Source organism: Klebsiella quasivariicola (assembly GCF_002269255.1).
GTDB lineage: Bacteria > Pseudomonadota > Gammaproteobacteria > Enterobacterales > Enterobacteriaceae > Klebsiella > Klebsiella quasivariicola.
The window spans coordinates 5,122,237-5,145,448 of record NZ_CP022823.1; the positions used below are offsets into that span (position 1 = coordinate 5,122,237).

General features: G+C 56.2%; 19 protein-coding genes and 1 pseudogene. 7 read left to right on the plus strand and 13 right to left on the minus strand.

The genetic code is table 11. The annotated features are described in order from the left end of the window. Positions 1-40 precede the first annotated feature (40 nt). Positions 41-1,048 (plus strand): carbohydrate kinase family protein, encoded by a 1,008-nt coding sequence (locus B8P98_RS25795; protein ID WP_080924695.1) that lies wholly within the window; start codon positions 41-43, stop codon positions 1,046-1,048. A 124-nt stretch (positions 1,049-1,172) separates the two neighbouring features. On the opposite strand, the gene B8P98_RS25800 is transcribed toward B8P98_RS25795, so the two are convergent. From B8P98_RS25800 to B8P98_RS25810, 3 genes are all read right to left on the minus strand, one after another. Continuing rightward, positions 1,173-2,048 (minus strand): nucleotidyl transferase AbiEii/AbiGii toxin family protein, encoded by an 876-nt coding sequence (locus B8P98_RS25800; RefSeq protein ID WP_080924696.1) that lies wholly within the window; start codon positions 2,046-2,048, stop codon positions 1,173-1,175. A 47-nt stretch (positions 2,049-2,095) separates the two neighbouring features. Next, on the minus strand, positions 2,096-2,854 hold the full coding sequence (locus B8P98_RS25805) for a type IV toxin-antitoxin system AbiEi family antitoxin (protein ID WP_040971113.1): 759 nt from the start codon (positions 2,852-2,854) through the stop codon (positions 2,096-2,098). Positions 2,855-2,937: 83 nt separating this feature from the next. Further along, positions 2,938-3,666 carry a response regulator transcription factor gene (locus tag B8P98_RS25810; RefSeq protein WP_095033555.1) on the minus strand — a complete coding sequence of 243 codons (729 nt, stop codon included), beginning with the start codon at positions 3,664-3,666 and terminating at the stop codon, positions 2,938-2,940. Positions 3,667-3,938: 272 nt separating this feature from the next. Between B8P98_RS25810 and fdhF the strand changes: the two genes are divergently transcribed. Both fdhF and B8P98_RS25820 read left to right on the plus strand, forming a co-directional pair. Further along, positions 3,939-6,086 (plus strand): formate dehydrogenase subunit alpha, encoded by a 2,148-nt coding sequence (gene fdhF, locus B8P98_RS25815; protein WP_077598918.1) that lies wholly within the window; start codon positions 3,939-3,941, stop codon positions 6,084-6,086. Between the two features lie 528 nt (positions 6,087-6,614). After that, the gene (locus B8P98_RS25820) at positions 6,615-7,301 is read left to right on the plus strand and encodes a tetratricopeptide repeat protein (RefSeq protein WP_025712555.1); all 687 of its coding nucleotides are present in this window, start codon (positions 6,615-6,617) and stop codon (positions 7,299-7,301) included. 36 nt (positions 7,302-7,337) lie between these two features. On the opposite strand, the gene gltP is transcribed toward B8P98_RS25820, so the two are convergent. Together gltP and B8P98_RS31280 are read right to left on the minus strand one after the other, a co-directional pair. After that, positions 7,338-8,651 (minus strand): glutamate/aspartate:proton symporter GltP, encoded by a 1,314-nt coding sequence (gene gltP, locus B8P98_RS25825; RefSeq protein ID WP_012543161.1) that lies wholly within the window; start codon positions 8,649-8,651, stop codon positions 7,338-7,340. A 111-nt stretch (positions 8,652-8,762) separates the two neighbouring features. Then, positions 8,763-8,963, minus strand: a pseudogene (locus B8P98_RS31280) (hypothetical protein). Positions 8,964-9,063: 100 nt separating this feature from the next. Here B8P98_RS31280 and acs point away from each other — a divergent pair. The 3 genes from acs (at position 9,064) to actP (ending at position 13,170) form a co-directional block, all read left to right on the plus strand. Further along, positions 9,064-11,022 (plus strand): acetate--CoA ligase, encoded by a 1,959-nt coding sequence (gene acs / locus B8P98_RS25835; protein WP_095033556.1) that lies wholly within the window; start codon positions 9,064-9,066, stop codon positions 11,020-11,022. 184 nt (positions 11,023-11,206) lie between these two features. After that, positions 11,207-11,518 carry a DUF485 domain-containing protein gene (locus tag B8P98_RS25845; RefSeq protein WP_080924784.1) on the plus strand — a complete coding sequence of 104 codons (312 nt, stop codon included), beginning with the start codon at positions 11,207-11,209 and terminating at the stop codon, positions 11,516-11,518. After that, a complete protein-coding gene (gene actP / locus B8P98_RS25850; RefSeq protein ID WP_080924785.1) occupies positions 11,515-13,170 on the plus strand; it encodes a cation/acetate symporter ActP in 1,656 nt (551 codons plus the stop codon). The genes B8P98_RS25845 and actP overlap by 4 nt, the downstream gene beginning before the upstream one ends. A 54-nt stretch (positions 13,171-13,224) precedes the next feature. Here actP and B8P98_RS25855 read toward each other — a convergent pair whose 3' ends face one another. The 7 genes from B8P98_RS25855 to B8P98_RS25885 all read right to left on the minus strand — a co-directional run bounded on the left by B8P98_RS25855 (position 13,225) and on the right by B8P98_RS25885 (position 20,374). Beyond that, complete coding sequence (locus B8P98_RS25855; protein ID WP_095033558.1) at positions 13,225-14,322, minus strand: type 1 fimbrial protein; 1,098 nt, start codon at positions 14,320-14,322, stop codon at positions 13,225-13,227. Between the two features lie 19 nt (positions 14,323-14,341). Further along, complete coding sequence (locus B8P98_RS25860) at positions 14,342-14,887, minus strand: fimbrial protein (RefSeq protein ID WP_370511766.1); 546 nt, start codon at positions 14,885-14,887, stop codon at positions 14,342-14,344. 43 nt (positions 14,888-14,930) lie between these two features. Further along, positions 14,931-17,510, minus strand: a complete 2,580-nt coding sequence (locus B8P98_RS25865) for a fimbria/pilus outer membrane usher protein (protein WP_095033559.1) — start codon at positions 17,508-17,510, stop codon at positions 14,931-14,933. Further along, positions 17,464-18,153 carry a fimbrial assembly chaperone gene (locus B8P98_RS25870; protein WP_095033560.1) on the minus strand — a complete coding sequence of 230 codons (690 nt, stop codon included), beginning with the start codon at positions 18,151-18,153 and terminating at the stop codon, positions 17,464-17,466. The genes B8P98_RS25865 and B8P98_RS25870 overlap by 47 nt, the downstream gene beginning before the upstream one ends. 60 nt (positions 18,154-18,213) lie before the next feature. Beyond that, positions 18,214-18,771, minus strand: coding sequence for a fimbrial protein (locus B8P98_RS25875; RefSeq protein WP_167382685.1), 558 nt, complete (start codon positions 18,769-18,771; stop codon positions 18,214-18,216). Between the two features lie 509 nt (positions 18,772-19,280). Further along, positions 19,281-19,970 carry an LrgB family protein gene (locus B8P98_RS25880; protein WP_095033562.1) on the minus strand — a complete coding sequence of 230 codons (690 nt, stop codon included), beginning with the start codon at positions 19,968-19,970 and terminating at the stop codon, positions 19,281-19,283. Then, positions 19,967-20,374: a CidA/LrgA family protein gene (locus B8P98_RS25885; RefSeq protein WP_025713512.1), complete on the minus strand. Its 408-nt coding sequence runs from the start codon at positions 20,372-20,374 to the stop codon at positions 19,967-19,969. The genes B8P98_RS25880 and B8P98_RS25885 overlap by 4 nt, the downstream gene beginning before the upstream one ends. Before the next feature lie 104 nt (positions 20,375-20,478). Between B8P98_RS25885 and B8P98_RS25890 the strand changes: the two genes are divergently transcribed. Beyond that, a complete protein-coding gene (locus tag B8P98_RS25890) occupies positions 20,479-21,360 on the plus strand; it encodes a LysR family transcriptional regulator (protein WP_025713513.1) in 882 nt (293 codons plus the stop codon). A gap of 162 nt (positions 21,361-21,522) precedes the next feature. Here B8P98_RS25890 and B8P98_RS25895 read toward each other — a convergent pair whose 3' ends face one another. Beyond that, the gene (locus tag B8P98_RS25895) at positions 21,523-23,169 is read right to left on the minus strand and encodes a Na+/H+ antiporter (protein ID WP_004206334.1); all 1,647 of its coding nucleotides are present in this window, start codon (positions 23,167-23,169) and stop codon (positions 21,523-21,525) included. Positions 23,170-23,212 lie beyond the last annotated feature (43 nt).

Consider the following 23,212-nt stretch of genomic DNA (forward strand, 5'->3'; position numbering starts at 1 on the left):
GCGCTACGCTTAACAAGTATGACGGCGCGGAGTAGCGATCATGGAACGTAAAGGGATTATTGCCGCAGGCAACATGCTGGTCGATCATGTCCACCAGATCAGGCAGTGGCCGGAGCGCGGCTGGCTGGTGGAAATTGTCCATAGCGAACGCGCCACCGGCGGCGCGCCGCTGAATGTCCTGCTGACCCTGGCTAAAATGCATGCCGGACTGCCGCTGCAGGCGGTTGGCCTGATTGGCGAGGATAACGACGGCGACTACATTACCGCCATGCTCGATCAGTACCATATCAATCGCCAGCTCGTGCAGCGCACCAGCTCCGCCCCCACCTCGATGACCCAGGTGATGACCGACGCCGACGGCCAGCGCACCTTCTTTCACTCACCCGGCGCCAACCGCCTGCTTGACCTCCCGGCCTTTGAGCCGCTGGATGCGCCGCTGAAGATTTTCCATCTCGGCTATCTGCTGCTGCTCGAAAGCCTTGATCGGCCCGACGAGGCGTTCGGCACCCGCAGTGCGCGACTGCTGGCGCAGATGCGCGATCGAGGCTATGAAGTGTCCCTCGACCTGGTGTCGCGCAAAGGCGATCCGCGCTACCGGCCGCTGGTCCTGCCGGCGCTGGCGCATCTCGACTACCTGACCATCAATGAGCTGGAGGCCAGTGAGTTTAGCGGGCTGGAAATCCGTCTGCCCAACGGCGAGCCGCACGTCGCTAATATCGCCCGCGCCGCCAGCGCATTACTTGACGCCGGCGTGCGCCAGCGGGTGGTGATCCATTGTCCGGAGGGGGCATGGGGTGTATCCCGCACGGAAGCCGGGCGCTGGGTACCGTCATGGCGGCTGCCGCCGGAGGAGATTATCGGCAGCGTCGGCGCGGGGGATGCCTTCTGTGCGGGCCTGCTGTATGGCAGTCACGAACGCTGGCCGTTAACCGACAGTCTGCAGCTGGCCCACGCCTGCGCCCGCGCCAGCCTGCAGGCCGCCAATGCGATCGACGGCGCCAAAACGCTCCCTGAGCTGCAGGCGTTTATTCAGTTGCAGAATGGTTAGACTGGGTAGATCCCGCTATCAGGGCGATGCCACAGGAGAACGACGTATCATGGCGAGAAAAGGGATACGGTTTTTTCAAATCACGCCTGTTTTACGCTGAGTTCAACAAGGGCGGGCCAGGTAACTAACTGCGCCACTCGGCCAACACCTTTTCCAGTTTATCTAATGACTCAGCGCGTTTTATCGCTGGCATCTGATGAATATTGCGCAATTTCCACTGCACGGCAGGCAAATCCTGAATACGCGTTTCCGGCGCTAAACGCCAGTCTGGTTCGCCTCGTTTAAATGACAGCAAAAAATCGACATCCTGTTGCGTGAAACAGGATTTTAACGCATCAATCATCCTGTAGGGGACTGCTGTCAGTTCCTCCAGGGCTATCGTCTCAAATGTCATCCCGCTGAATTCACGGTAAAAGGGTTCAGCAATATCTTTCCAGCGAGGACTAAGCACTTCAGCCAGAGGCCGATTATGGCTAAGTAAATACGCGATAAACCCATTGAAAATGGGACGGTTAAGCTCCTGCGCATCAAGAAGTAATTTCACATCATAAAAATCTCTGGGATGCTGGCGATCCAGCGCCGCGCATAATTTTCCACCGTAGAGATCGGGCAACGAAACCACCGGAAGGCTGGCATAGCCAAAAACGTCCTCTACCGCCCCCACCACTTCTCGCTCCTGTGGCGGATATAATGTTCCCCGTGCGACCGGTGAGACCTCTATCTTTATTTGTGCGCTATCGGTAGTAACAATGACACGCATCTCATCGGAACGATTAGCTTGTAATACAGCGTTCATACCTGCCTGTTGTTGCAGATTGGCGGCAATACGTGCAAGCGCATCCCGTATATGAGGTAAAGCGATCGCTCTGCTTTCCAGGGGCACCCAGGCGAGGTCGATATCCACCGATAATCGTGGGAAATCACGGATAAAGAGATTGATTGCCGTGCCACCTTTCAGCGCAAATTCCCGTTCGACGGCAACATAGGGTAAAACCTGCATTAACAGAGCAACCTGCCGATAATAGGGCGCCTGTATATCCCTATTTTTTATTCCTTTTGAAAGCGTTCAGGCACAGTGATTTGGTATTGAGCATTGAACTTGCCATTTACCACGATTTGCCGCTTACCCGCTCCCAGATCGATTTTTTGGCTATCGATTCGTCTGAGCCAACCATGCTCGTAAAAACTGGCGAAAAAGAGATACAAACGCTTGGTCTGCACGGACTGGCTGACAGAAAGCAGATACTCTACTTTACGAGGATTAAGATTAACCAGTCCCTGGAAAAGCTCTGCCGCGTGGTTAAATGAGAGGGTCCCCGGTACCGCGCTCAACAACTCGTAAGCAGCCAGTTCCGGCGCACTGCCGGTGAGTCTTTTCCCTTTTACATCAAGCATTACGCGGTATTTATCATCCAGCACCGGTAGTTTTTGCCCCGATATGACTATCCACTCCACACCCGGGAATTCCCTGAACCATTTTGGCAGCAGCGCTTTATTTTCCATACTCAGCCAGCACTGGTTTTGTTTTAGCTGAAGATAGTGTGAACGGCCCTGCCAGACTAAGCTACTGAGCCCCGCGACATACACCGGAGCGGCTAGCTGATTTTGCAAACATGCTAATGCATCGTTCCACTCTGGCTCACGTCCCGCACGCGCGTATACGCCGTTGCCTCGTTTTTTTAACCAGCCACTTTGCGTGTATTTAAAGGCCAGAGAGGGAGAGATGGCATGCCGGCTTAACCAAGACTGAAGGATCACATCTCCGGGAGCACTGTTTTGCAGCAGCCAGTTTAATTTTGATGGCATAGATTAACCCAGGGTGTCACTTTAATAAAAAAAGTAAACTCGCTGCGCCAAATAAAGTCAAGAGCGGGTTGGCAGCCCCCGCCCTACGCCGCCTTCTCGCTGTGGGTCACGTCGGCGGAAAAGACATAGCCCAGACCGCGCAGGGTTTTAATCAACGTCGGCTGATGCGGGTTTAACTCGATTTTGCGGCGCAGGCGCATGATCAGCACGTCGATGGTCCGGTCGAACACCTCAGTGCTTTCATTATGAGTCAGCGCCAGCAGCTGTTCGCGATTCAATACCCGGCGCGCGTTCTGCGCCAGCGCCAGCAGCAGGCCATATTCTCCCTGGGTCAGCGGGATCGCCTGCTGCTGCGGGTTATACAGTTCGCAGCGCGTGGTATCCAGCCGCCAGCCGTTAAACGTCAGGCCGCTGCCGACGCCCGACGTCTCGCCGGCCAGCGCCCCGCTGCGTCGCAGTACCGCTTTCACCCGGGCGACCACCACCCGCGAGCTGAAAGGTTTGGCGATGTAATCATCGGCGCCCATCTCCAGGCCCACCACTACATCAGACTCACTGCCCAGACCAGACAGCATCACCACCGGCAGCTCAGGCCGCGTGCGCTGCAGCTGCTGAAGCACCTGCAGACCATGGGTATCCGGCAGGATCATATCCAGCAAAACCAGCGCGATGTCTGCCCGCTGCGCCACCCTCGCCAGCGCGTCGCCGCCGGTCTGGCAGACCAATACTTCAAACGCGTGCGCGCCAAGCACATCGCTGAGCAGCTCGCCCATCGCCCTGTCATCATCCACCACCAGAATGACTGGTTTCATTTTTGCCTCTGCCCGCCGGGAAATAGTGTCAGTCTGATCGATTCTGCAAGGGTGCGCCGACAAATTCCTCTCCCGGTGACATTTTTTCAAGCGCCGTCACATCTCCAGCGTATCGACACGTCAAATCTGTCGACAGGCTGTTTTTCGTCAGCATTTCGCCCAAAAAAGCCACGTATTATCAAGGAATACCCACAGTGAAAATATGGCATAGAAGATGCATAGTGACGGCGCGATAGCGCAAACGCGCCCATTGAATAACTGGAGCAAGACCGATGAAAAAAGTCGTCACGGTTTGCCCGTATTGCGCATCAGGTTGCAAAATCAACCTGGTGGTCGATAACGGCAAAATCGTTCGGGCTGAAGCGGCGCAGGGGAAAACCAACCAGGGAACCCTGTGCCTGAAGGGCTATTATGGCTGGGACTTCATTAATGATACCCAGATCCTGACGCCGCGCCTGAAAACCCCTATGATCCGTCGTGAACGCGGCGGCAAGCTGGAAGCCGTCTCCTGGGACGAGGCGCTGGATTACGTCGCCACCCGTCTCAGCGCCATTAAAGCCAAATATGGCCCGGATGCAATCCAAACCACCGGCTCCTCCCGCGGCACCGGTAATGAAACCAACTATGTGATGCAAAAATTCGCGCGCGCCGTTATTGGTACCAATAACGTCGACTGCTGCGCTCGCGTCTGACACGGCCCTTCGGTTGCAGGTCTGCACCAGTCGGTCGGTAACGGCGCCATGAGTAATGCCATCACGGAGATTGATAACACCGATCTGGTGTTTATCTTCGGTTATAACCCGGCGGATTCCCACCCTATCGTGGCGAATCACGTCATTAACGCTAAACGCAACGGGGCGAAAATTATCGTCTGCGACCCGCGCAAAATTGAGACTGCGCGCATCGCCGATATGCACATTGCGCTGAAGAACGGCTCGAATATCGCGCTGCTCAACGCCATTGGCCACGTGATTATTGAAGAGGATCTGTACGATAAATCCTTCGTCGCCAGCCGTTCCGAAGGCTTCGAGGAGTATCGAAAAATCGTTGAAGGCTATACGCCGGAGTCGGTAGAAGAGATCACCGGGGTCAGCGCCCAGGAGATCCGCGCCTGCGCCCGGATGTACGCCAGCGCCAAATCCGCCGCCATCCTGTGGGGCATGGGCGTCACCCAGTTCTACCAGGGCGTGGAGACAGTACGGTCGCTGACCAGCCTGGCCATTCTCACCGGCAACCTCGGCAAGCCGAGCGTCGGCGTCAACCCGGTGCGCGGTCAGAACAACGTCCAGGGCGCCTGCGATATGGGCGCACTGCCGGACACCTATCCGGGCTACCAGTACGTCAAGTTCCCGGAGAACCGCGAGAAATTCGCCAAAGCCTGGGGCGTGGAAAGCCTGCCGGCGCATACCGGCTATCGCATCAGCGAATTGCCGCACCGCGCGGCGCACGGTGAAGTGCGGGCGGCGTACATTATGGGTGAAGATCCGCTGCAGACCGATGCCGAACTCTCGGCGGTCCGCAAAGCATTCGACGATCTGGAACTGGTTATCGTCCAGGATATTTTCATGACCAAAACCGCCTCCGCGGCCGACGTCATCCTGCCGTCCACCTCGTGGGGCGAGCACGAAGGCGTCTATACCGCAGCGGACCGCGGCTTCCAGCGCTTCTTTAAAGCGGTGGAGCCGAAGTGGGACCTGAAAACCGACTGGCAGATCATCAGCGAAATCGCCACCCGGATGGGCTATCCGATGCACTACAACAACACCCAGGAGATTTGGGATGAGTTGCGGCATCTGTGTCCGGACTTCTACGGCGCCACCTACGAGAAAATGGGTGAGCTCGGCTATGTCATGTGGCCGTGCCGCGATGAGTCCGACGCCGACCAGGGGACGTCGTATCTGTTTAAAGAGAAATTCGATACCCCGAACGGGCTGGCGCAGTTCTTCACCTGCGACTGGGTCGCGCCGATCGATAAGCTTACCGACGAGTACCCAATGGTGCTGTCGACGGTGCGCGAAGTCGGCCACTACTCGTGTCGTTCAATGACCGGTAACTGCGCGGCGCTGGCGGCGCTGGCGGATGAGCCTGGCTATGCGCAAATCAACACCGCCGATGCCGAACGGTTAGGCATCGAAGATGAAGCGCTGGTGTGGGTGAATTCGCGTAAGGGCCGCATCATCACTCGCGCACAGGTCAGCGACCGGCCGAATAAAGGCGCGGTGTACATGACCTACCAGTGGTGGATTGGTGCCTGTAACGAGCTGGTGTCGGAGAACCTGAGTCCGATAACCAAAACGCCGGAGTACAAGTACTGCGCGGTCAACGTTGAGCGGATTGCCGATCAGCGCGCGGCAGAACAGTACGTGATCGATGAGTACAACAAGCTGAAAGCCCGCCTGCGCGAAAGCGCAATGGGTTAAGGTTCGAACCTTTGTACCATTGAGTAGCCCCGGTAAGCGATAGCGTACCGGGGATTTTCCCCGGAGGCGGCGCATTGCGCCTTCTCCGGGCTACCAAATCACACAACGCTGTAGCCCCGGTAAGCGGTAGCGCTACCGGGGATTTTCCCCGGAGGCGGCGCATTGCGCCTTCTCCGGGCTACCAAATCACACAACGCTGTAGCCCCGGTAAGCGGTAGCGCTACCGGGGATTTTCCCCGGAGGCGGCGCATTGCGCCTTCTCCGGGCTACCAAATCACACAACGCTGTAGCCCCGGCAAGCGGTAGCGCTACCGGGGATTTTCCCGGGAGGCGGTGCGTTGCGCCTTCTCCGGGCTACCAAATCGCACAACGCTGTAGCCCCGGTAAGCGGTAGCGCTACCGGGGATTTTCCCCGGAGGCGGTGCGTTGCGCCTTCTCCGGGTATTCACACCGCTAATTCCTGCCATTTTCTTCTTTTTCGCCTCCCTTTATACTGCGCGCTATGTTCCTTACTGATAATAAATACAAATGAAATACCTCTTTTTATTTTTACTGGTTTTCACCAGCGGCGCAGCGGTGGCCACCGAACCCGGCAGTCAGTATCAACAGCAGGCGGAAGCCGGCGATCGACGCGCACAATATTATCTTGCCGATACCTGGGTCAGCTCCGGCGATTATCAGAAAGCCGAATACTGGGCACAGAAAGCGGCCGCCCAGGGCGATGGCGATGCGCTGGCGCTGCTGGCGCAGCTCAAAATTCGCAACCCCCAGCAGGCGGACTATCCGCAGGCCCGCCAGCTGGCGGAAAAAGCCGTCGAAGCCGGCAGTAAATCCGGGGAGATCGTCCTCGCGCGGGTGCTGGTCAACCGTCAGGCTGGCCCCACCGATGTGGCGCACGCCATCACGCTGCTGCAGGATGCCGCCCGGGATAGCGAAAGCGATGCGGCGGTCGACGCCCAGATGCTGCTGGGGCTGATCTACGCCAGCGGCGTGCACGGCCCGGAAGATGATGTGAAAGCGAGCGAATACTTCAAAGGCAGCTCGGCGCTCTCGCGGACCGGCTATGCCGAATACTGGGCCGGGATGATGTTCCAGCAGGGAGAGAAAGGCTTTATCGAGCCGAATAAACAGAAGGCGCTGCACTGGCTCAACGTCAGTTGTCTGGAGGGGTTTGATACCGGTTGCGAAGAGTTTGACCGGATCAGTAAAGGATAAGAAAAAGCCCGGCGTACCAGCGCCGGGCTTTGTGTTTTATTGGGCGGTTTTATCAAACTTGCCCAGCACTTCGCGTTCATACGCCAGCGCTTTTTTGCGGTCGAACTTATGCTCCCACTTGGCGATAACCAGCACCGCCAGCGCATTACCCACCACGTTCAGCGCAGTACGCGCCATGTCGAGAATACGGTCGACGCCGGCAATAAAGGCGAGGCCTTCCAGCGGGATCCCGACGCTACCCAGGGTGGCCAGCAGCACCACGAAGGAGACGCCCGGCACGCCGGCGATCCCTTTAGAGGTCACCATCAGGGTCAGCACCAGGGTGATCTCCTGCCAGATGGAGAGGTCGATACCATACAGCTGGGCGATAAAGATCGCCGCGATGCTCTGATACAGCGTTGAGCCATCGAGGTTAAAGGAGTAACCGGTCGGCACCACAAAGCTGGTGATCGACGCAGGTGCGCCATAGGCTTCCATCTTCTCGATAATACGCGGCAGCACGCTCTCTGAACTGGCGGTGGAGTAAGCCAGAATCAGCTCATCCTTCAGGATGCGGATCAGGATCCAGATGCTCAGACCGCACAGACGCGCGACAATCCCCAGCACCACCAGCGCGAAGAACAGGATCGCGAAGTAAACCAGCAGCACCAGCTTGGCCAACGGCCACAGCGAGGCGAAACCAAAGGTGGCGACGGTCACCGAAATCAGAGCGAACACCCCGATCGGCGCATAGCGCATCACCATGTGGGTGACTTTAAACATGGTTTCGGAGATGGAGCGGAAGACCGTCACCAGCGGCTCACGGTGGGTCGCCGGCAGCGAGGAGAGCCCCAGACCAAACAGCACCGAGAAGAAGATAATCGGCAGCATATCGCCTTTCGCCATCGACGCCACGATGTTGGTCGGCACCAGCGACAGGATAGTGCCCATCAGGCCATGCGCATGGCTCTGCACCTCGGCAGTGGTGCTTTGGTATTTCGAAATATCGACCGCCGCCAGCTGCGACATATCAATGCCCGTTCCCGGCTGGAAAACGTTGGCCAGGGTAATACCCAGCACAATCGCCACCGTGGTGATCACTTCGAAATAGATAATGGTTTTGGCACCGATCCGGCCTAACTGTTTGGCATCGCCAACGCCGGCAATCCCGACCACCAGGGTCGAAATGACAATCGGGACCACGATCATTTTAATCAGATGGATAAAGATATCGCCCGCCGGCGTCAGCAAATTGCTAATTAACCAATCGCGACTTTCGGCGTGGTAATGCAGATAACTGCCCAGAAGGATACCCAGCACCAGGGCTAGCAAAATTTGCCAGGCCAGACTGACTTTTTTTGTTTTCTTCACTACTGACTTCCTCAATGAAAGGCACCATTCCTTTTCGTCATGGTACCCACTGCAGGGGGTATGAATTGTGTTGCGTTGCTTTGTAGGGTTATTTAACGCGCAATATCAGTATCATTTGCACGGCATGCTGTGCAAGCCTTTAAGAACAGGGCTTTCCTCTGCTTTTATGCATAAAGCAGCGAATTTCCCCCAGTTACATTGCATAAGTATTTGTAATAAAAAATATTTCACACCATCAGTTTCTATAAATTCATTTCCGTAATTATTTCACTTCAAAGTTTCATTTGATGAAATTTCACTCAGTTTAATCATTGCGTGATCTGCCCCCCAATTAACAAACAAAGCTGTCAGAACCCCTACTATTAACGTTTGTTTGACATATATTTAACAAGTTCAAAGGAGAAAAAAAGCCATGAGCCAAATACACAAACACCCTATTCCCGCTAATATTGCGGAACGTTGCCTGATTAACCCGGATCAGTACAAGGCGCAATACCAACAATCCATAACCGACCCTGATACATTTTGGGGCGAGCAGGGCAAAATCCTCAACTGGATACGCCCCTATACCCGCGTGAAGAACACCTCCTTCGCACCGGGTAATATTTCCATCAAATGGTATGAAGACGGCACCCTGAACCTCGCCGCCAACTGCCTCGATCGCCATCTCGCCGAGCGCGGCGATCAAACCGCCATCATCTGGGAAGGTGACGACGCCAGCCAGAGCAAGCATATCACCTACCGTGAACTGCATGCGGACGTGTGCCGCTTCGCCAATGCCCTGCTCGACCTTGGGATTAAAAAAGGCGACGTAGTCGCCATCTATATGCCGATGGTGCCGGAAGCCGCGGTGGCGATGCTGGCCTGCGCCCGCATCGGGGCGATCCACTCGGTCATTTTCGGCGGCTTCTCGCCGGAGGCGGTGGCCGGACGCATTATCGACTCCAGCTCGCGCCTGGTGATCACCGCTGACGAAGGGCTACGCGCCGGTCGCGCCATCCCGCTGAAGAAAAACGTCGATGACGCGCTGAAAAACCCGAACGTCAAAAGCATTGAGCACGTGGTGGTCCTGAAACGCACCGGCGGTAACATCGACTGGCAGGAAGGCCGTGACCTGTGGTGGAGCGATCTGATGGCGAACGCCAGCGCCGAACACCGGCCCGTCGAAATGAACGCCGAAGATCCGTTGTTCATCCTCTATACCTCCGGCTCCACCGGAAAACCGAAAGGGGTGCTGCACACCACCGGCGGTTATCTGGTCTACGCGGCCACCACCTTTAAATACGTTTTCGACTACCATCCGGGCGATATTTACTGGTGCACCGCCGACGTGGGCTGGGTCACCGGCCATAGCTATCTGCTGTACGGCCCGCTGGCCTGCGGCGCCACTACCCTGATGTTCGAAGGGGTGCCGAACTGGCCAACGCCGGCGCGTATGTGTCAGGTCGTCGATAAGCATAAGGTCAACATTCTCTATACCGCCCCGACGGCTATCCGCGCCCTGATGGCGGAAGGCGACAAAGCGATCGAAGGCACAGACCGCTCCTCCCTGCGTATTCTCGGCTCGGTCGGCGAACCGATTAACCCGGAAGCCTGGGAGTGGTACTGGAAGAAGATCGGCAACGAGAAGTGCCCGGTGATGGACACCTGGTGGCAGACCGAAACCGGCGGCTTTATGATCACCCCGCTGCCGGGCGCGATCGAACTGAAGGCCGGCTCCGCGACGCGTCCGTTCTTCGGCGTCCAGCCGGTGCTGGTGGATAACGAAGGCCTGCCGCTGGATGGCGCCACCGAAGGCAATCTTGCCATCGCCGACTCCTGGCCTGGCCAGGCGCGTACCCTGTTCGGCGATCATGAACGCTTTGAGCAAACCTACTTCTCCACCTTCAAAAATATGTACTTTAGCGGCGACGGCGCGCGCCGTGATGAAGATGGTTACTACTGGATCACCGGCCGCGTGGATGACGTCCTGAACGTCTCCGGCCACCGCCTGGGTACCGCCGAGATCGAATCGGCGCTGGTCTCGCACCCGAAAATCGCCGAAGCGGCGGTGGTGGGGATCCCGCATAACATCAAAGGCCAGGCCATCTACGCTTACGTGACGCTCAATCACGGCGAAGAGCCTACCCCGGAGCTGTATGCCGAAGTGCGTAACTGGGTGCGCAAAGAGATCGGCCCGCTGGCGACGCCGGATGTGCTGCACTGGACCGATTCGCTACCGAAAACCCGCTCGGGCAAAATCATGCGCCGCATACTGCGCAAGATTGCCGCGGGCGACACCAGCAACCTCGGCGATACTTCGACCCTCGCCGATCCTGGCGTCGTGGAAAAACTGCTCGAAGAGAAGCAGGCCATCACCATGCCATCGTAAGTAAGGACCGATTCCCTACACCCTCTCCCCCTTCCGGGGAGGGGATAAAAATAAGTCCCTCCCCCAGGATTTCACTCGCAGGAACGCCGTCAGCAAACCCTGCCCCGGCTACGTCGCCGGAGGGGTTGCTGCCGCCAGCGTCCGCCGTGTGGGTGACGAAAGGGAGACCTCTGGAGACGCTAAGATGAATGAACAACTTTGTCAGCGGATAGAAAATAGTGCGCATTTCAGGGAGTTAGTTGCATCACGGCAACGGTTTGCCGCCATTCTGTCAGTGATTATGTTAGTGATCTATGTGGGCTTTATTTTGCTTATCGCCTTTGCACCCGGCTGGCTCGGCACCCCGCTGCACGCCGGAACCAGCGTCACCCGCGGGATCCCGATCGGCATTGGCGTGATCGTCATTTCGTTTATCCTGACCGGTATTTATGTCTGGCGGGCCAATGGTGAATTCGATCGTTTGACCAAGAGTGTTCTGAACGAGGTAAAAGCATGAGCAAGAGAGTCCTGACGGCGCTCGCCGCCACGCTACTGCCCCTTGGCGCTCACGCCGCAGACGCGATAACCGGCGCGGTACAGCGCCAGCCGACCAACTGGCAGGCGATAGTCATGTTCCTGATTTTCGTCGCTCTGACGCTGTACATCACCTACTGGGCCTCAAAACGGGTGCGTTCGCGCAGCGATTATTATACCGCCGGCGGCAATATTACCGGCTTCCAGAACGGGCTGGCGATTGCCGGTGACTTTATGTCGGCGGCGTCGTTCCTCGGCATTTCCGCGCTGGTGTATACCTCCGGCTACGACGGGCTGATCTACTCGCTGGGCTTTCTCGTCGGCTGGCCGATTATCCTGTTTCTGATTGCCGAACGTCTGCGTAACCTTGGCCGCTATACCTTTGCCGACGTCGCCTCGTACCGCCTGAAGCAGGGGCCGATCCGCACCCTCTCCGCCTGCGGTTCGCTGGTGGTGGTGGCCCTGTATCTGATTGCCCAGATGGTGGGCGCCGGCAAGCTGATCCAGCTGCTGTTCGGCCTCAACTACCACGTTGCGGTGGTGCTGGTTGGCGTGCTGATGGTGCTCTATGTCCTGTTCGGCGGCATGCTGGCGACCACCTGGGTGCAGATTATTAAAGCGGTTCTGCTGCTGTGCGGCGCCAGCTTTATGGCCTTTATGGTGATGAAGCACGTCGGCTTCAGCTTCAATAACCTGTTTACCGAGGCGATGGCCGTCCACCCGAAAGGGGCGGCGATTATGAGTCCCGGCGGACTGGTGAAAGATCCGATATCGGCGCTCTCTCTGGGTCTGGGCCTGATGTTTGGTACCGCCGGCCTGCCTCATATCCTGATGCGTTTCTTCACCGTGAGCGACGCCAAAGAAGCGCGTAAAAGCGTGTTCTACGCCACCGGTTTTATGGGCTACTTCTATATTCTGACCTTTATCATCGGCTTTGGCGCCATCATGCTGGTCGGCGCGAACCCAGTGTTCAAAGACGCAGCCGGGCAGCTTATCGGCGGCAATAATATGGCGGCGGTGCATCTGGCGGATGCCGTCGGCGGTAACCTGTTCCTCGGCTTTATCTCGGCGGTTGCTTTCGCCACGATTCTGGCGGTGGTGGCTGGCCTGACGCTCGCCGGCGCGTCAGCGGTGTCGCACGACCTGTACGCCAACGTCTTCCGCAAGGGCGCGACCGAGCGCCAGGAGCTGAAGGTGTCCAAGATCACCGTGCTGATCCTCGGGGTGGTGGCCATTCTGCTGGGTATTCTGTTTGAAAATCAGAACATCGCTTTCATGGTCGGCCTGGCCTTCTCCATCGCCGCCAGCTGTAACTTCCCGATTATTCTGCTGTCGATGTACTGGTCGAAGCTGACCACCCGCGGGGCGATGATCGGCGGCTGGCTGGGCCTGTTGACTGCAGTGATCCTGATGATCCTCGGACCCACCATTTGGGTGCAGATCCTCGGCCATGAGAAAGCGCTGTTCCCGTATGAATATCCGGCGCTGTTCTCCATCGCCATCGCGTTCATCGGTATCTGGGTCTTCTCCGCGACCGATAACTCACCGGAAGGGTTGCGCGAGCGCGAGCAGTTCCGCGCCCAGTTTATCCGTTCACAAACCGGGATCGGTATCGAACGCGGCCAGGCGCACTAAGCGTCGCCTCCCCTTCCCCGACATCATCCGGGGAAGGGGGGTATTCTGGCCGACTCAGTTATAGGTAAATGTGATCACCCCAGTGGCGTTTGCCGAACCAGCGGTCACCGCGCTGCCTGTTTTATAATAGTTGGTGGTAAAGGTGAGCGTTTGCATGGCTGCCGCGCCACCAGGATTGTCGGGATTAGTAAAATAGCTATAGCTGGCATCCGCGCCGCTGTTGGTCACCGTCGTGCGGCCCGAGGAATAAAGACTGAGGTCAGTATTCAACGGCATCGCTTTGCCATCCATATTTAACTGAACCCCCACCCCGGTGGCAACATTCTCCTCTGCCGTTAAGGCCATCACCGTGTTGCCAGGATTATTGCCGCTCGCTTGCGTCGCCGCCACCCGCATTAAAACATTGGTCCCAGGCTCGCAGGAGAGGGTCAGGGGCTGTTGCGCACTCCCCACCTTTGTCGCGGTGTTAAACTCGCTGGCATTGATGCTACCCATGGCAAAACTGAGACTGTTGCTACTGACGATGCATCCCATCGGGATCATCTGGATGCTGGTGGTGCCGCTGATATGTAGCCGGGAAATGGAGATTGTCCCCTTACTATCCTTCGCCGATACGGTAGCCACCGGATCGCTGAACGATAATTGACTGTTGCTGGCGATAGCGCCGCCGGTGGCCACCAGCTGCAGCTGATATGCCGGGGTGTAATGGGTCGAGGCATAATAATCAAACAGGCCGGTGGGCTTACCGAGATAGTAGTTCACATCGCCGATATAATGTACCTGCGAGTCGGGGCTGAAATCATCTGTATCGTTGTCATATTCACCGCTGATATTGAGCCACACCTTGACGCGGAGGCCGATCCCCTGCACCGAGGTGGCATAGATATTATCCCCTATCAGCGCCCCGGCATTGTTCGAGGACCAGGCAAACACCGCGTAGGTGCTTCCCTCGCAGTTAAGCAGCTCCGTTTGCGCGCGGGTAATTTTCCCCGAGTCATACAGCACGGTACCCGCGGTGTAGCTCCCGGCGTTGACCAGAATCTTTTCCGGCAGGTTGGTCATTGAGACATCGCCATAGTTGGTTCCCGTGCAGGCCGCCCAGCTATAGACGGGACACACTACCAGCATGAACAAGAAGATCAGTTTTTTCATACCCATCCCTGTCGAAACATTATTTGTAAGCCACATCAAACGTGGCGGTAAAGCCGACGATACCGGGGCTCACCTGGCCATAGGGTGAATACATGCGCGCCACCATATTGAACGTATGGATATCTGCATCGTCCCCAAAGGTATAGAGATACTGGTCACCGGGGCCAAGGGGCTGCTGGTCGGCCATGCTCTGCAGCTGCAAACCGACGCCGCTGGCCCCATTGCTGCCTGTCTGGAAGTTTTTATAAATTGAAGCGTGGGTGCTATCGAAGCTGGTACCGCTAAATGCGATGGTCACCGCCGACGCATCGGCGGAACAGCTGGAAAAGACCAGATTAACCGGTACGCTGGCTCCGCTCGCCCCGGCATGCCCGGAGAACGTCTGCAAGGAAACGGTGCCTAAATCGATACTGTTCGACGGTTCCACCGCCACCTCGCAGGAGGGCGCCTCGATGGTGCCCGTGACGTTAAAATTAACCGTGCTGCTGCCCTCATAAGCCAGCGCCTGAAGGGAGAGCAGCAAAAGGCTAACCAGTGCAACCCCTGTTGTTCCACACCCTTTCATGTTCATATCAGCCTCTACTTTCCATGTTGACATCGTGCCTCCCTTAGCGGCATTCGGCCTGATAAAACAGAATATCGTCGCTCAACGTGGTGCTGGAGAAATCATAATGAACGGTGCATTGCTCACTGCTTTTTTCTCCCCAGCGCGCTAACAGCTGGCCTTTTTTCTGCAGCCCCGTCAGATAGACCTGCCCCTCATCACCAACGATATTGCTGCGCGACGCGCTGCCGTGATCATTATCGAGGGTCACCAGCGCGCCGAAAGGCACCACGCCATTGCGGGTACGCAGGGTGAGCATCGCCTTATAGCCAATTCGCGTGTCGTACTTCACTTTGACGATCGCGTTACGCGTCGGTACCACCGTTCTGGCAACGTTATCCACTTCAGCGCCAGGGACTTCCTGTTCATCCAGCGCCAGGCTGTTACGATGGTACGGACGGACGTAAGGCACCACCGCATAGCCGGCGGCATCCGTCGTCACGTTGGTCTGGCCACGCACCGTCACATCGCTGACGCCGGGCGTTTCAACCAGCGCAGAACTCTCGCCCAGAAAACGTGACAGCGTGAGTCCCCCCGAATGAGCGACCATGCCGCCGCGCAGCGAATAGTTGTAGTGATTGCTGTAGCGGTCGTAGCCATAGCCGCCGGCCACATCCCCTTTCGAACCCTGGTAGTTGACGCTGAGGTTACCGGAGGTGCTTTTATCCTGGGTGTTATAACCCTCCTGGAGGCTCCAGTTGAGGGAACGATCCTCGAACGCTGAGCCGTTGAGCCCCACGCTGTGCGTGGTGTCGTTATGGCGGCCATGGTTCATGCTGTAATTCGCCGAGAGCGTCTCGCCGAGCGGGATGCTTACCGTCAGGGAGATTATCGTATCGCTGGCAGGCCGCTTATTATCGCTGTCATCGGTACTTTGCACATTACGGTTATAGGAATAGTTAATAAAGTAGGAGGCCCTGCCAATCGACCCGCTATAGCCCACGCCCACCGACTCCATGCGCGAACTGTCCCAGTAGGTTTCATTGACCAGCGAAAGCGAGAGCGAACCATAGCCGAACAGCGTCTGCGACACCGAGGCGTCAAAACGGCCTTTCGTTCTGCCGCTCTGCGTACAGCAACCATATTGTGTGGAAGAGTTATCGACAAAGTCCTGGAACGAATAGTATCCCGCCGTGGAGTAACGATAGCCGGCCACGGAAAAGTTGGTGCCCGTCTGCAGAAAGCTTTTACTGAAACGGACGCGATAAGATTGCCCCTGTTCTTTATTTGTCGAGGAGGCCGTTTCGCTCGCTTTGACATCAGCCCACGACTGAGAACCATCAAACGAGAGCGCGCCGATGGTTCCGAGGTTAAAACCGGCGCCTAACAGCAAATTGGTGTACTTATCTTCCGCCTGCTGAAAGCCGGTGTAAAAGGTAACGTTACTGGTCGCCCCATAGGCCAGAGAAGACTGAATGAAATTATATTCTTTATCGTTGGAGCTGCCCGATCGCGTCCTGCCGCTGCTCACTGCGTAGTCCAGCTGGCCCTCGCGCTGGAGGATCGCCAGCGACGCGAAAGGCACCACAAAGTTTTGCTCGCTGCCGTCAGACTCCTTAATGTTAACGTACAGGTCGCCGGCGCTGCCGGTGGCGTACAGATCGTTAATTTCAAAGGCGCCGGGAGCCACAGTGGTTTTATAGATGCTGTAACCATTCTGATAAACCGAGACTTCGGCAGTCGTGCGCGCGATACCTCTGATCGTAGGAGCAAAGCCATGCAGACTATCCGGCAGCATCTCTTTATCCGAACTGAGCTGTAAACCGGTAAAGCTTAAACTATCGAAGATGCTGGAAGAGGTATAGGTATTACCAACCACCAGCTGGCTGCGCAGGGTATGAATATCGCGGGCAAGATAGGAGTAAACCGACTCCCAGCGGGAGTTGTTGTCGCTGTGGCTATAGGTGCTGTAGTTACGCAGGCGCCATGGTCCCAGATTCACCCCAGGCTGCAGGCTGACAAACTGACTGTCGATAGTGGTGCCGTTATGTCGCGGCGCATTGCGCTGCCCGGTGACGCTATAGTTGAGAAGACCGGCGTTGATCCCCTGCTGCCACTGGCTCTCCGGTACAAAATCCCGCGGACGGTTTAGCATGGCAGCCTGCGGCACGGTGAAATCTATCCGCTGCTGGGCAAGCGCCACCGTAAACACCATGCCCGGAATCGCCGACAATCGCGCGCAGGTTTCTCCTGCCTCGAACAGTTTCGGATAGGCCGTGGTATTAATGAGCCATGAATTAAGCAGCTCCCCGGAAAGGCAGGGAGAAACGACCGCGCTGGCGTCCTTTTCATTTTTCTCAAACGTCAGCGATTCTGAGCCGACATATTTATCATTGATGTACACATCAAGATGATAGGTTCCAGGCGGTACGCCATCTTGCGAAAAATAGGACAGATCAACCGAAGTCGCAGTATCCTCAGCGACTTCGAGTAAATTCGGGTTGAAATATTCGCCGGCCTCAGCGTGGGGAGGTAGGGTACTCAGGCACAGAACAACAACGACGCAGATACTTTTGGCTGAAAAAAGCAGCTCAACGCTACTGAATGATAGCGGTATATTTCTTCCCTGACATACCATAATCATTAATCACGCTCCATGTGATTTCTTTTTTTCCTGTCGTGGACAGGTTACTCTGCACGGGTATTTTTAAAGTGGAAAATGGGGCCGCGAACCATGCGCCAGAAATATTTTTACCGTTAAGGCTAACCTGTGAGAAATTCATATACAGCGGTGAGCTGTTTTTTACAGTCACGGAGGTTCCGTCTTTTCCCCACTGTAATTTGTCGGCATAGGCATCCGGTGTATTACCTTTTAACGCAGCGGGCCGATAAATCAATTTTATCTTCGAGTTAATTGCAAACTGTACGACATTTTTATCAGGTACATATTCCGTGGCCGGGATCCCTTTAATATTGAGCCAAAACATGGACTCGCGATCGTCGGGTAATGTCTTTCCTGATCGAACCACGCGGACAAATCCTTTCTCCCCGGCTTTGAGACGAAACAGCGGCGGCGTAATAATAAATGCGTCTTTTGCTGGCGAGGCGGCATCGACCACCGACAGCCAGGACTGAACGATATTGCTGTTATGATCTTTATTTTCAACCGTTATTGCCGCGTTATTTTTCGCACCATCAAACACCAGACGCGTGCCGCCTACGACCACACTGGCCTGCGCGATAGAAGATGACAGCAATAAACCAACCACAAAGAAAGGATATCTCATACGTTTAATTAAAGGGGAATAGCAGGCGACTCCCCTTTCTCCATTCAACAAAAAGCCGAATTAATGATAGGTCACGTTATAAGTCACGGTTGTCTGAACGGCACCTTTTGTCGGATCGGCATCACCCGATTTCACCATTTTAACGGTGAACGGAATGGTTGCTGCACCCGAAGAGATATCAACATCAGAACCTTCTTCGTTATTCTTCATCACATTGCCCGCTTCGTCGAAAAGGGCTACAGCAACGCCGGTTGCCGGCTCATCAGTCGCCTGGTTTTTAAAATAATCGCTGTTCGCGGTATCGGAAACACCGCCAAAAGTGACGCGGGCGATGCTGTTACCACCTTCTTCCGCGGTCGGGCAATCGGCTAAGCTAAAGGAGAAGTTCTTGGCAGCGCCGAAGGTATACGCTTTCAGATCCGCCACTGAGGTGGTGCCCATATCAATAGCCGTTACGCCGCCATCAATGGTCGCCGTACAGGTCGTATCGGAAACAATACCATTAAAGGTAATGGTGTTATCAGCCTGCGCAACGGTAGACAGCACGCTGCAGGCAGAGAAAATCAGGGCACCCGCCAGAAATTTTTTACTCATCTTCATATTTATTCCCATATCCATTATAAACGACAATCAGTCCGTCAATTGCTTTATGCAGCGATATTAGAGAATGAAATTCAAGCAGCGCGGCGTCATGCATGTATTTACATGACATATGGTTTATGATAATTAATATTATTCATAAATAACGACCAGCATTTGAATCCATTCAATAATACAAGCTCGCGTGAAAATAATAACTAGCATGAGGTAAGAACTCAATTATTAATGTAAAAATTGATTTTTCACGGCATAGCATCGCAACGTGCACGTGCTTATATAAAAACTCCTAAAAATCATAGTGATATCAAATTATAAAATTCGTATGAGCAATTTGATATTTATATAGTATTTACCCCATAATTAAATGCGGCCTCACCGAGAAACATTTAGTTACAAAGTCAAGGCGGATATAAGAATTGGCTTAATCCTTTATGATGATGCGTTAAGCAAATCGATAACAAAAAAAGGGAATAGCCGATAGCTATTCCCCTCCTCAATATTTCTTAACATTCACTCTGGCGATAATGTTAAAACATCAGCCACCGCACTAACGGCGCGGCCAGCACCACCACTACGCCAGACAGCATCATCACCAGGCTGGCCACCACACCCTCTTGTTGACCAAGCTCATAAGAGCGCGCCGTCCCGGCGCCGTGGGAAGCCGCGCCGAAACCGGCTCCTTTCGCCATCCCTTCCCGGATAGCAAGACGTAAAAACAGCATATCCCCCACCGCCATGCCAAACACGCCGGTGATCACCACAAACAGCGCCACCAGATCGGGCTGGCCTCCCAGCGGTTTCGCCGCCGCCAGCGCAAAAGGCGTGGTCACCGAGCGCACCGCCAGGCTACGCTGAATTTCATCGGACAACATCAATCCGCGCGCCAGCCACACAGAACTGGTGACGGCCACCACCACCGCCGTCACCACCCCGGCGCTGAGCGACATCCAGTGGCGTTTTATCACCGCGACATTCTCATAAACCGGCACAGCAAAGGCGATGGTCGCCGGGCCCAACAGCCACAGCAGCCAGTGGGTCTCCCCCATATAGCTCTGATAAGAGATATGGCCCAGCACCAGGATCAGCACCAGCAGGATCGGTGTGAACACCAGCGGCATCAGCGGCAGTTTATGAAAACGGCGATACAACTTTTTATTTGCGTAATAGAGGCCCAGCGTCGCCACCAGACACAGGATACTCAGCAGGGCATCGCTCATTTTTTAATCCTGCTCACTTCGTAACGATAGACCTTGTCAACGACCCAGGCCGTGGTGCCGAGCACCATCAACGTGCTTAAGGCAATCACCAGAAAAATACGCCAGCCGTCAACCATCAACAACTGAGCATAATTGACCACCGCCACCACCGCCGGGACGAAGAACAGCAACATCTCCGCCAGCAGCCAGCGGGCACCGGCCCGCACCCAGTTCAGGGGGATCACCCGACACACGATCAGCAGCAAGAGCATCACCATGCCCACCAGGTTAGCCGGTAGCGGCACCTGCCACCTGTTGACCAGATATTGCGCGAAGATGAATAGCCCGACGTAAAGCAGCACCTGCAGCGGGATCTGAAGACGTTGCGCCACGGCGGGGGCAACGCGAGCTGGCGCGAAGGCCATGAGCGATAATCCTGAAAAAAGAAGTCAGGCGTGCAGTATAGAGAGCCGCCGAAGCGGACAGAAATGAATTAAAATCATCGCAGGTATAGTCTCAGGGAATAATTATGGATATCCGAACGCTGCGCTATTTTGTTGAAGTGGTTCGTCAGCAGAGTTTTACTCGCGCGGCGGAAAAGCTGTTTGTCACGCAGCCCACCATCAGCAAAATGCTCAAAAATCTCGAAGATGAGCTGAACTGCACGCTGCTGATCCGCGATGGCCGTAAACTGCTGCTCACCGATACTGGACGCGTGGTCTTTGAACGTGGCCAGGCGATCCTGGATGAGTTCAGTCAACTGGAGTCAGAGCTGAGCGATATCAACCATCTGCATAAAGGGGTGCTGCGGCTTGGCATTCCGCCGATGGTCGGGACGCTGATGGCCGAGCCAATCAGCCGCTTCCGCCAGCGCTACCCCGGCGTCGAGCTGAAGATCGCCGAGTTTGGCGGCCTGACGGTCCAGCAGGCGGTCAGCAATGGCGAGCTGGATATGGCAATGACCGCCCTGCCCATCGAAGAGGGTAGCCACCTCACCACACTGCCGTTATTCAACCACCCACTGTGCGTCCTGACGCCAAGGACCGCGTCATGGGAAGGAATAACCTCGCTTTCACCGGCTGCGCTGGCGGCGCATCCGCTGGTTATCTATAACGAAGAGTTTGCTCTTAGCCAGCAGTTGATGCGCCTGTTTGCCGAGCATGACGTGAAGCCACGTATCGCCGTGCGCAGCGGCCAGTGGGATTTTCTCGCCGCGATGGTGCAGGCCGGTATTGGCGTGGCAATCCTGCCGGAACCGATTTGCCAGCGTCTCGACCCGCAGAATTTTTGCTGGATCCCGTTGCAAAGCGAGCTGCGCTGGGAGCTGGGGATGATTTGGCGGGAAGGCGTGTATATGTCGCGCAGCGCTGAGGCCTGGCTGGCATGCAGCAAAGCGTTCTGGCTGGAATAATTCCCTGGTGACAACGCGTTCCGCAGAGGAATGGGTAGCCCGGGTCAGGCGCTTGCGCCGCTGCCCGGGTTTTCCCCGGTCGCGCTAACGCTTACCGGGGCTACACATTTACTGCGGTCTCGCCAGTAGTCCGAATAAGCGTCGCGCTATCCGGATTACAGGTTATTGATCTTCGATTAACAGCGCTTCCAGCAGGTCGAGGTCGTGCAGCAGCTTCTGCAGCGTCTCGTTGCTGATCTGCCGGGTGGCGCGCAGATGATACAGCTCGCCGCGCTCAGAGCGCAGGGCCGCCAGACGGAAGCGGCGCTCCAGGCTCTCTTCGAGCATAGAGGTCTCCACGTCGTTACGGCCATCGGCGCGCCGGCGCAGGTTACCAATCACCCGCGAACTGACTTCGGTCAGCAGCTGATTATCGATATTCTCTTTGGTATCCGCCGCCAGGCGCTCTTCCATCTTCTGGATCGCCACAATCGCCACGTCTGCCGTTGCCGCGCGCGCCAGCCGCTCCTCTTTCCGCTGCTGCACATTGTCGCTCGACTCAATGTGACGCAGCAGGATCGGCAGCGCTATCACCCCGACGAACAGCGAGAAGAGGATCACGCCGGCGGCGAGGAAAATCAGCTCATAGCGTGCCGGGAAGACATTTCCGTCCGGCAGCAGCAGCGGAATTGAGAGCACACCGGCGAGGGTAATCGCCCCGCGCACCCCGGCAACAGAGGAGATCAACAGCTCACGGGTAGTCCAGGAGCCAAACTCCATCGGCTTCTTCTTCAGGAAGCGCTGGCTGAGCTTACGCATCGACCACAGCCAGCCAAAACGCACCAGCATCAGCGCGGCATAGATCAGGATAATGTCGGTAAACAGCATCCAGGTCTCGACGTTGGGGTCGGCTTCCGCCGCCACCAGCGAGCTGGAGAGGATATCCGGCAGCTGCAGGCCCAACAGCAGGAAGACCATGCCGTTAAAGACAAACTCCAGCATCGCCCAGGTGCTGTTGGCACGCAGGCGCATCGCCAGCGGCGCGGTACGCATTACGCCGGAGCGGGTGATGGTCATCCCTGCCGCCACCGCCGCCAGGATGCCGGAGACGCCGATATGTTCGGCAATCAGATAGGAGGCAAACGGCAGCAGGAATAGCAGGACGATCTGCGTAGCCGGTTCATCCCCACCCCAGCGGCTGAGGAAACGCATCGAGCGGCCATACGACCAGCTCACCACAAACCCGGCCAGCACGCCGCCGATCGCCACCTTCAGAAACTCTACGGTCGCGCCGCCAACGGTGAAGACCATGGTGCCCATCGCCACCGCGACGGCAAACTTGAGTGAGACCAGGCCAGAGGCATCGTTCATTAACGCCTCGCCCTGCAGAATACCCATGATTTTTTTCGGTATCCGCCCTTCCCCGACGATGCCGGAGAGCGCCACGGCATCGGTCGGCGAGAGTACGGCCGCCAGCGCGAACGCCGGGATCAGCGGAATGCCAGGCACAATCCAGTAGATCAGAAAGCCGATGCCGACCACCGTCACGACCACCAGCGCCAGCGCCAGACCAAGGATCTCCCGCCCGTGTTCAATAAATTCACGGGTCGGCGTTTTCCAGCCGTCGGCGAACAGCAGCGGCGGGATAAACAGGACCAGAAACAGCTCTGGATCAAATTCAACGTGCAAACCGAAGGTCGGCCATGCCAGAAGCGCGCCAATGGCGATTTGCATCAGTGGGAGTGGAACCTGAAAGGGCAGTACACGTGTCACTACCCCGGACAGTGAGACCACGAGGGTCATGATGAGGATGGTAAAGAATATTTCCATGTGTTCCCTGTTTGCTGCGTTTTCTTTTATACCTGTGAGGCGT

What these genes read in the sequence shown, in the direction of transcription:
- acs (WP_095033556.1), top strand. Translation starts at nt 9,064, where the DNA reads ATGAGCCAAATACACAAACACCCTATTCCCGCTAATATTGCGGAACGT.
- B8P98_RS25810 (WP_095033555.1), bottom strand. Translation starts at nt 3,666, where the DNA reads ATGAAACCAGTCATTCTGGTGGTGGATGATGACAGGGCGATGGGCGAG.
- B8P98_RS25820 (WP_025712555.1), top strand. Translation starts at nt 6,615, where the DNA reads ATGAAATACCTCTTTTTATTTTTACTGGTTTTCACCAGCGGCGCAGCG.
- B8P98_RS25795 (WP_080924695.1), top strand. Translation starts at nt 41, where the DNA reads ATGGAACGTAAAGGGATTATTGCCGCAGGCAACATGCTGGTCGATCAT.
- actP (WP_080924785.1), top strand. Translation starts at nt 11,515, where the DNA reads ATGAGCAAGAGAGTCCTGACGGCGCTCGCCGCCACGCTACTGCCCCTT.
- B8P98_RS25895 (WP_004206334.1), bottom strand. Translation starts at nt 23,169, where the DNA reads ATGGAAATATTCTTTACCATCCTCATCATGACCCTCGTGGTCTCACTG.
- B8P98_RS25805 (WP_040971113.1), bottom strand. Translation starts at nt 2,854, where the DNA reads ATGCCATCAAAATTAAACTGGCTGCTGCAAAACAGTGCTCCCGGAGAT.
- B8P98_RS25870 (WP_095033560.1), bottom strand. Translation starts at nt 18,153, where the DNA reads ATGAGATATCCTTTCTTTGTGGTTGGTTTATTGCTGTCATCTTCTATC.
- B8P98_RS25845 (WP_080924784.1), top strand. Translation starts at nt 11,207, where the DNA reads ATGAATGAACAACTTTGTCAGCGGATAGAAAATAGTGCGCATTTCAGG.
- B8P98_RS25875 (WP_167382685.1), bottom strand. Translation starts at nt 18,771, where the DNA reads ATGGATATGGGAATAAATATGAAGATGAGTAAAAAATTTCTGGCGGGT.
- B8P98_RS25890 (WP_025713513.1), top strand. Translation starts at nt 20,479, where the DNA reads ATGGATATCCGAACGCTGCGCTATTTTGTTGAAGTGGTTCGTCAGCAG.
- B8P98_RS25800 (WP_080924696.1), bottom strand. Translation starts at nt 2,048, where the DNA reads ATGCAGGTTTTACCCTATGTTGCCGTCGAACGGGAATTTGCGCTGAAA.
- B8P98_RS25880 (WP_095033562.1), bottom strand. Translation starts at nt 19,970, where the DNA reads ATGAGCGATGCCCTGCTGAGTATCCTGTGTCTGGTGGCGACGCTGGGC.
- B8P98_RS25885 (WP_025713512.1), bottom strand. Translation starts at nt 20,374, where the DNA reads ATGGCCTTCGCGCCAGCTCGCGTTGCCCCCGCCGTGGCGCAACGTCTT.
- B8P98_RS25865 (WP_095033559.1), bottom strand. Translation starts at nt 17,510, where the DNA reads ATGATTATGGTATGTCAGGGAAGAAATATACCGCTATCATTCAGTAGC.
- B8P98_RS25855 (WP_095033558.1), bottom strand. Translation starts at nt 14,322, where the DNA reads ATGAAAAAACTGATCTTCTTGTTCATGCTGGTAGTGTGTCCCGTCTAT.
- B8P98_RS25860 (WP_370511766.1), bottom strand. Translation starts at nt 14,887, where the DNA reads ATGAAAGGGTGTGGAACAACAGGGGTTGCACTGGTTAGCCTTTTGCTG.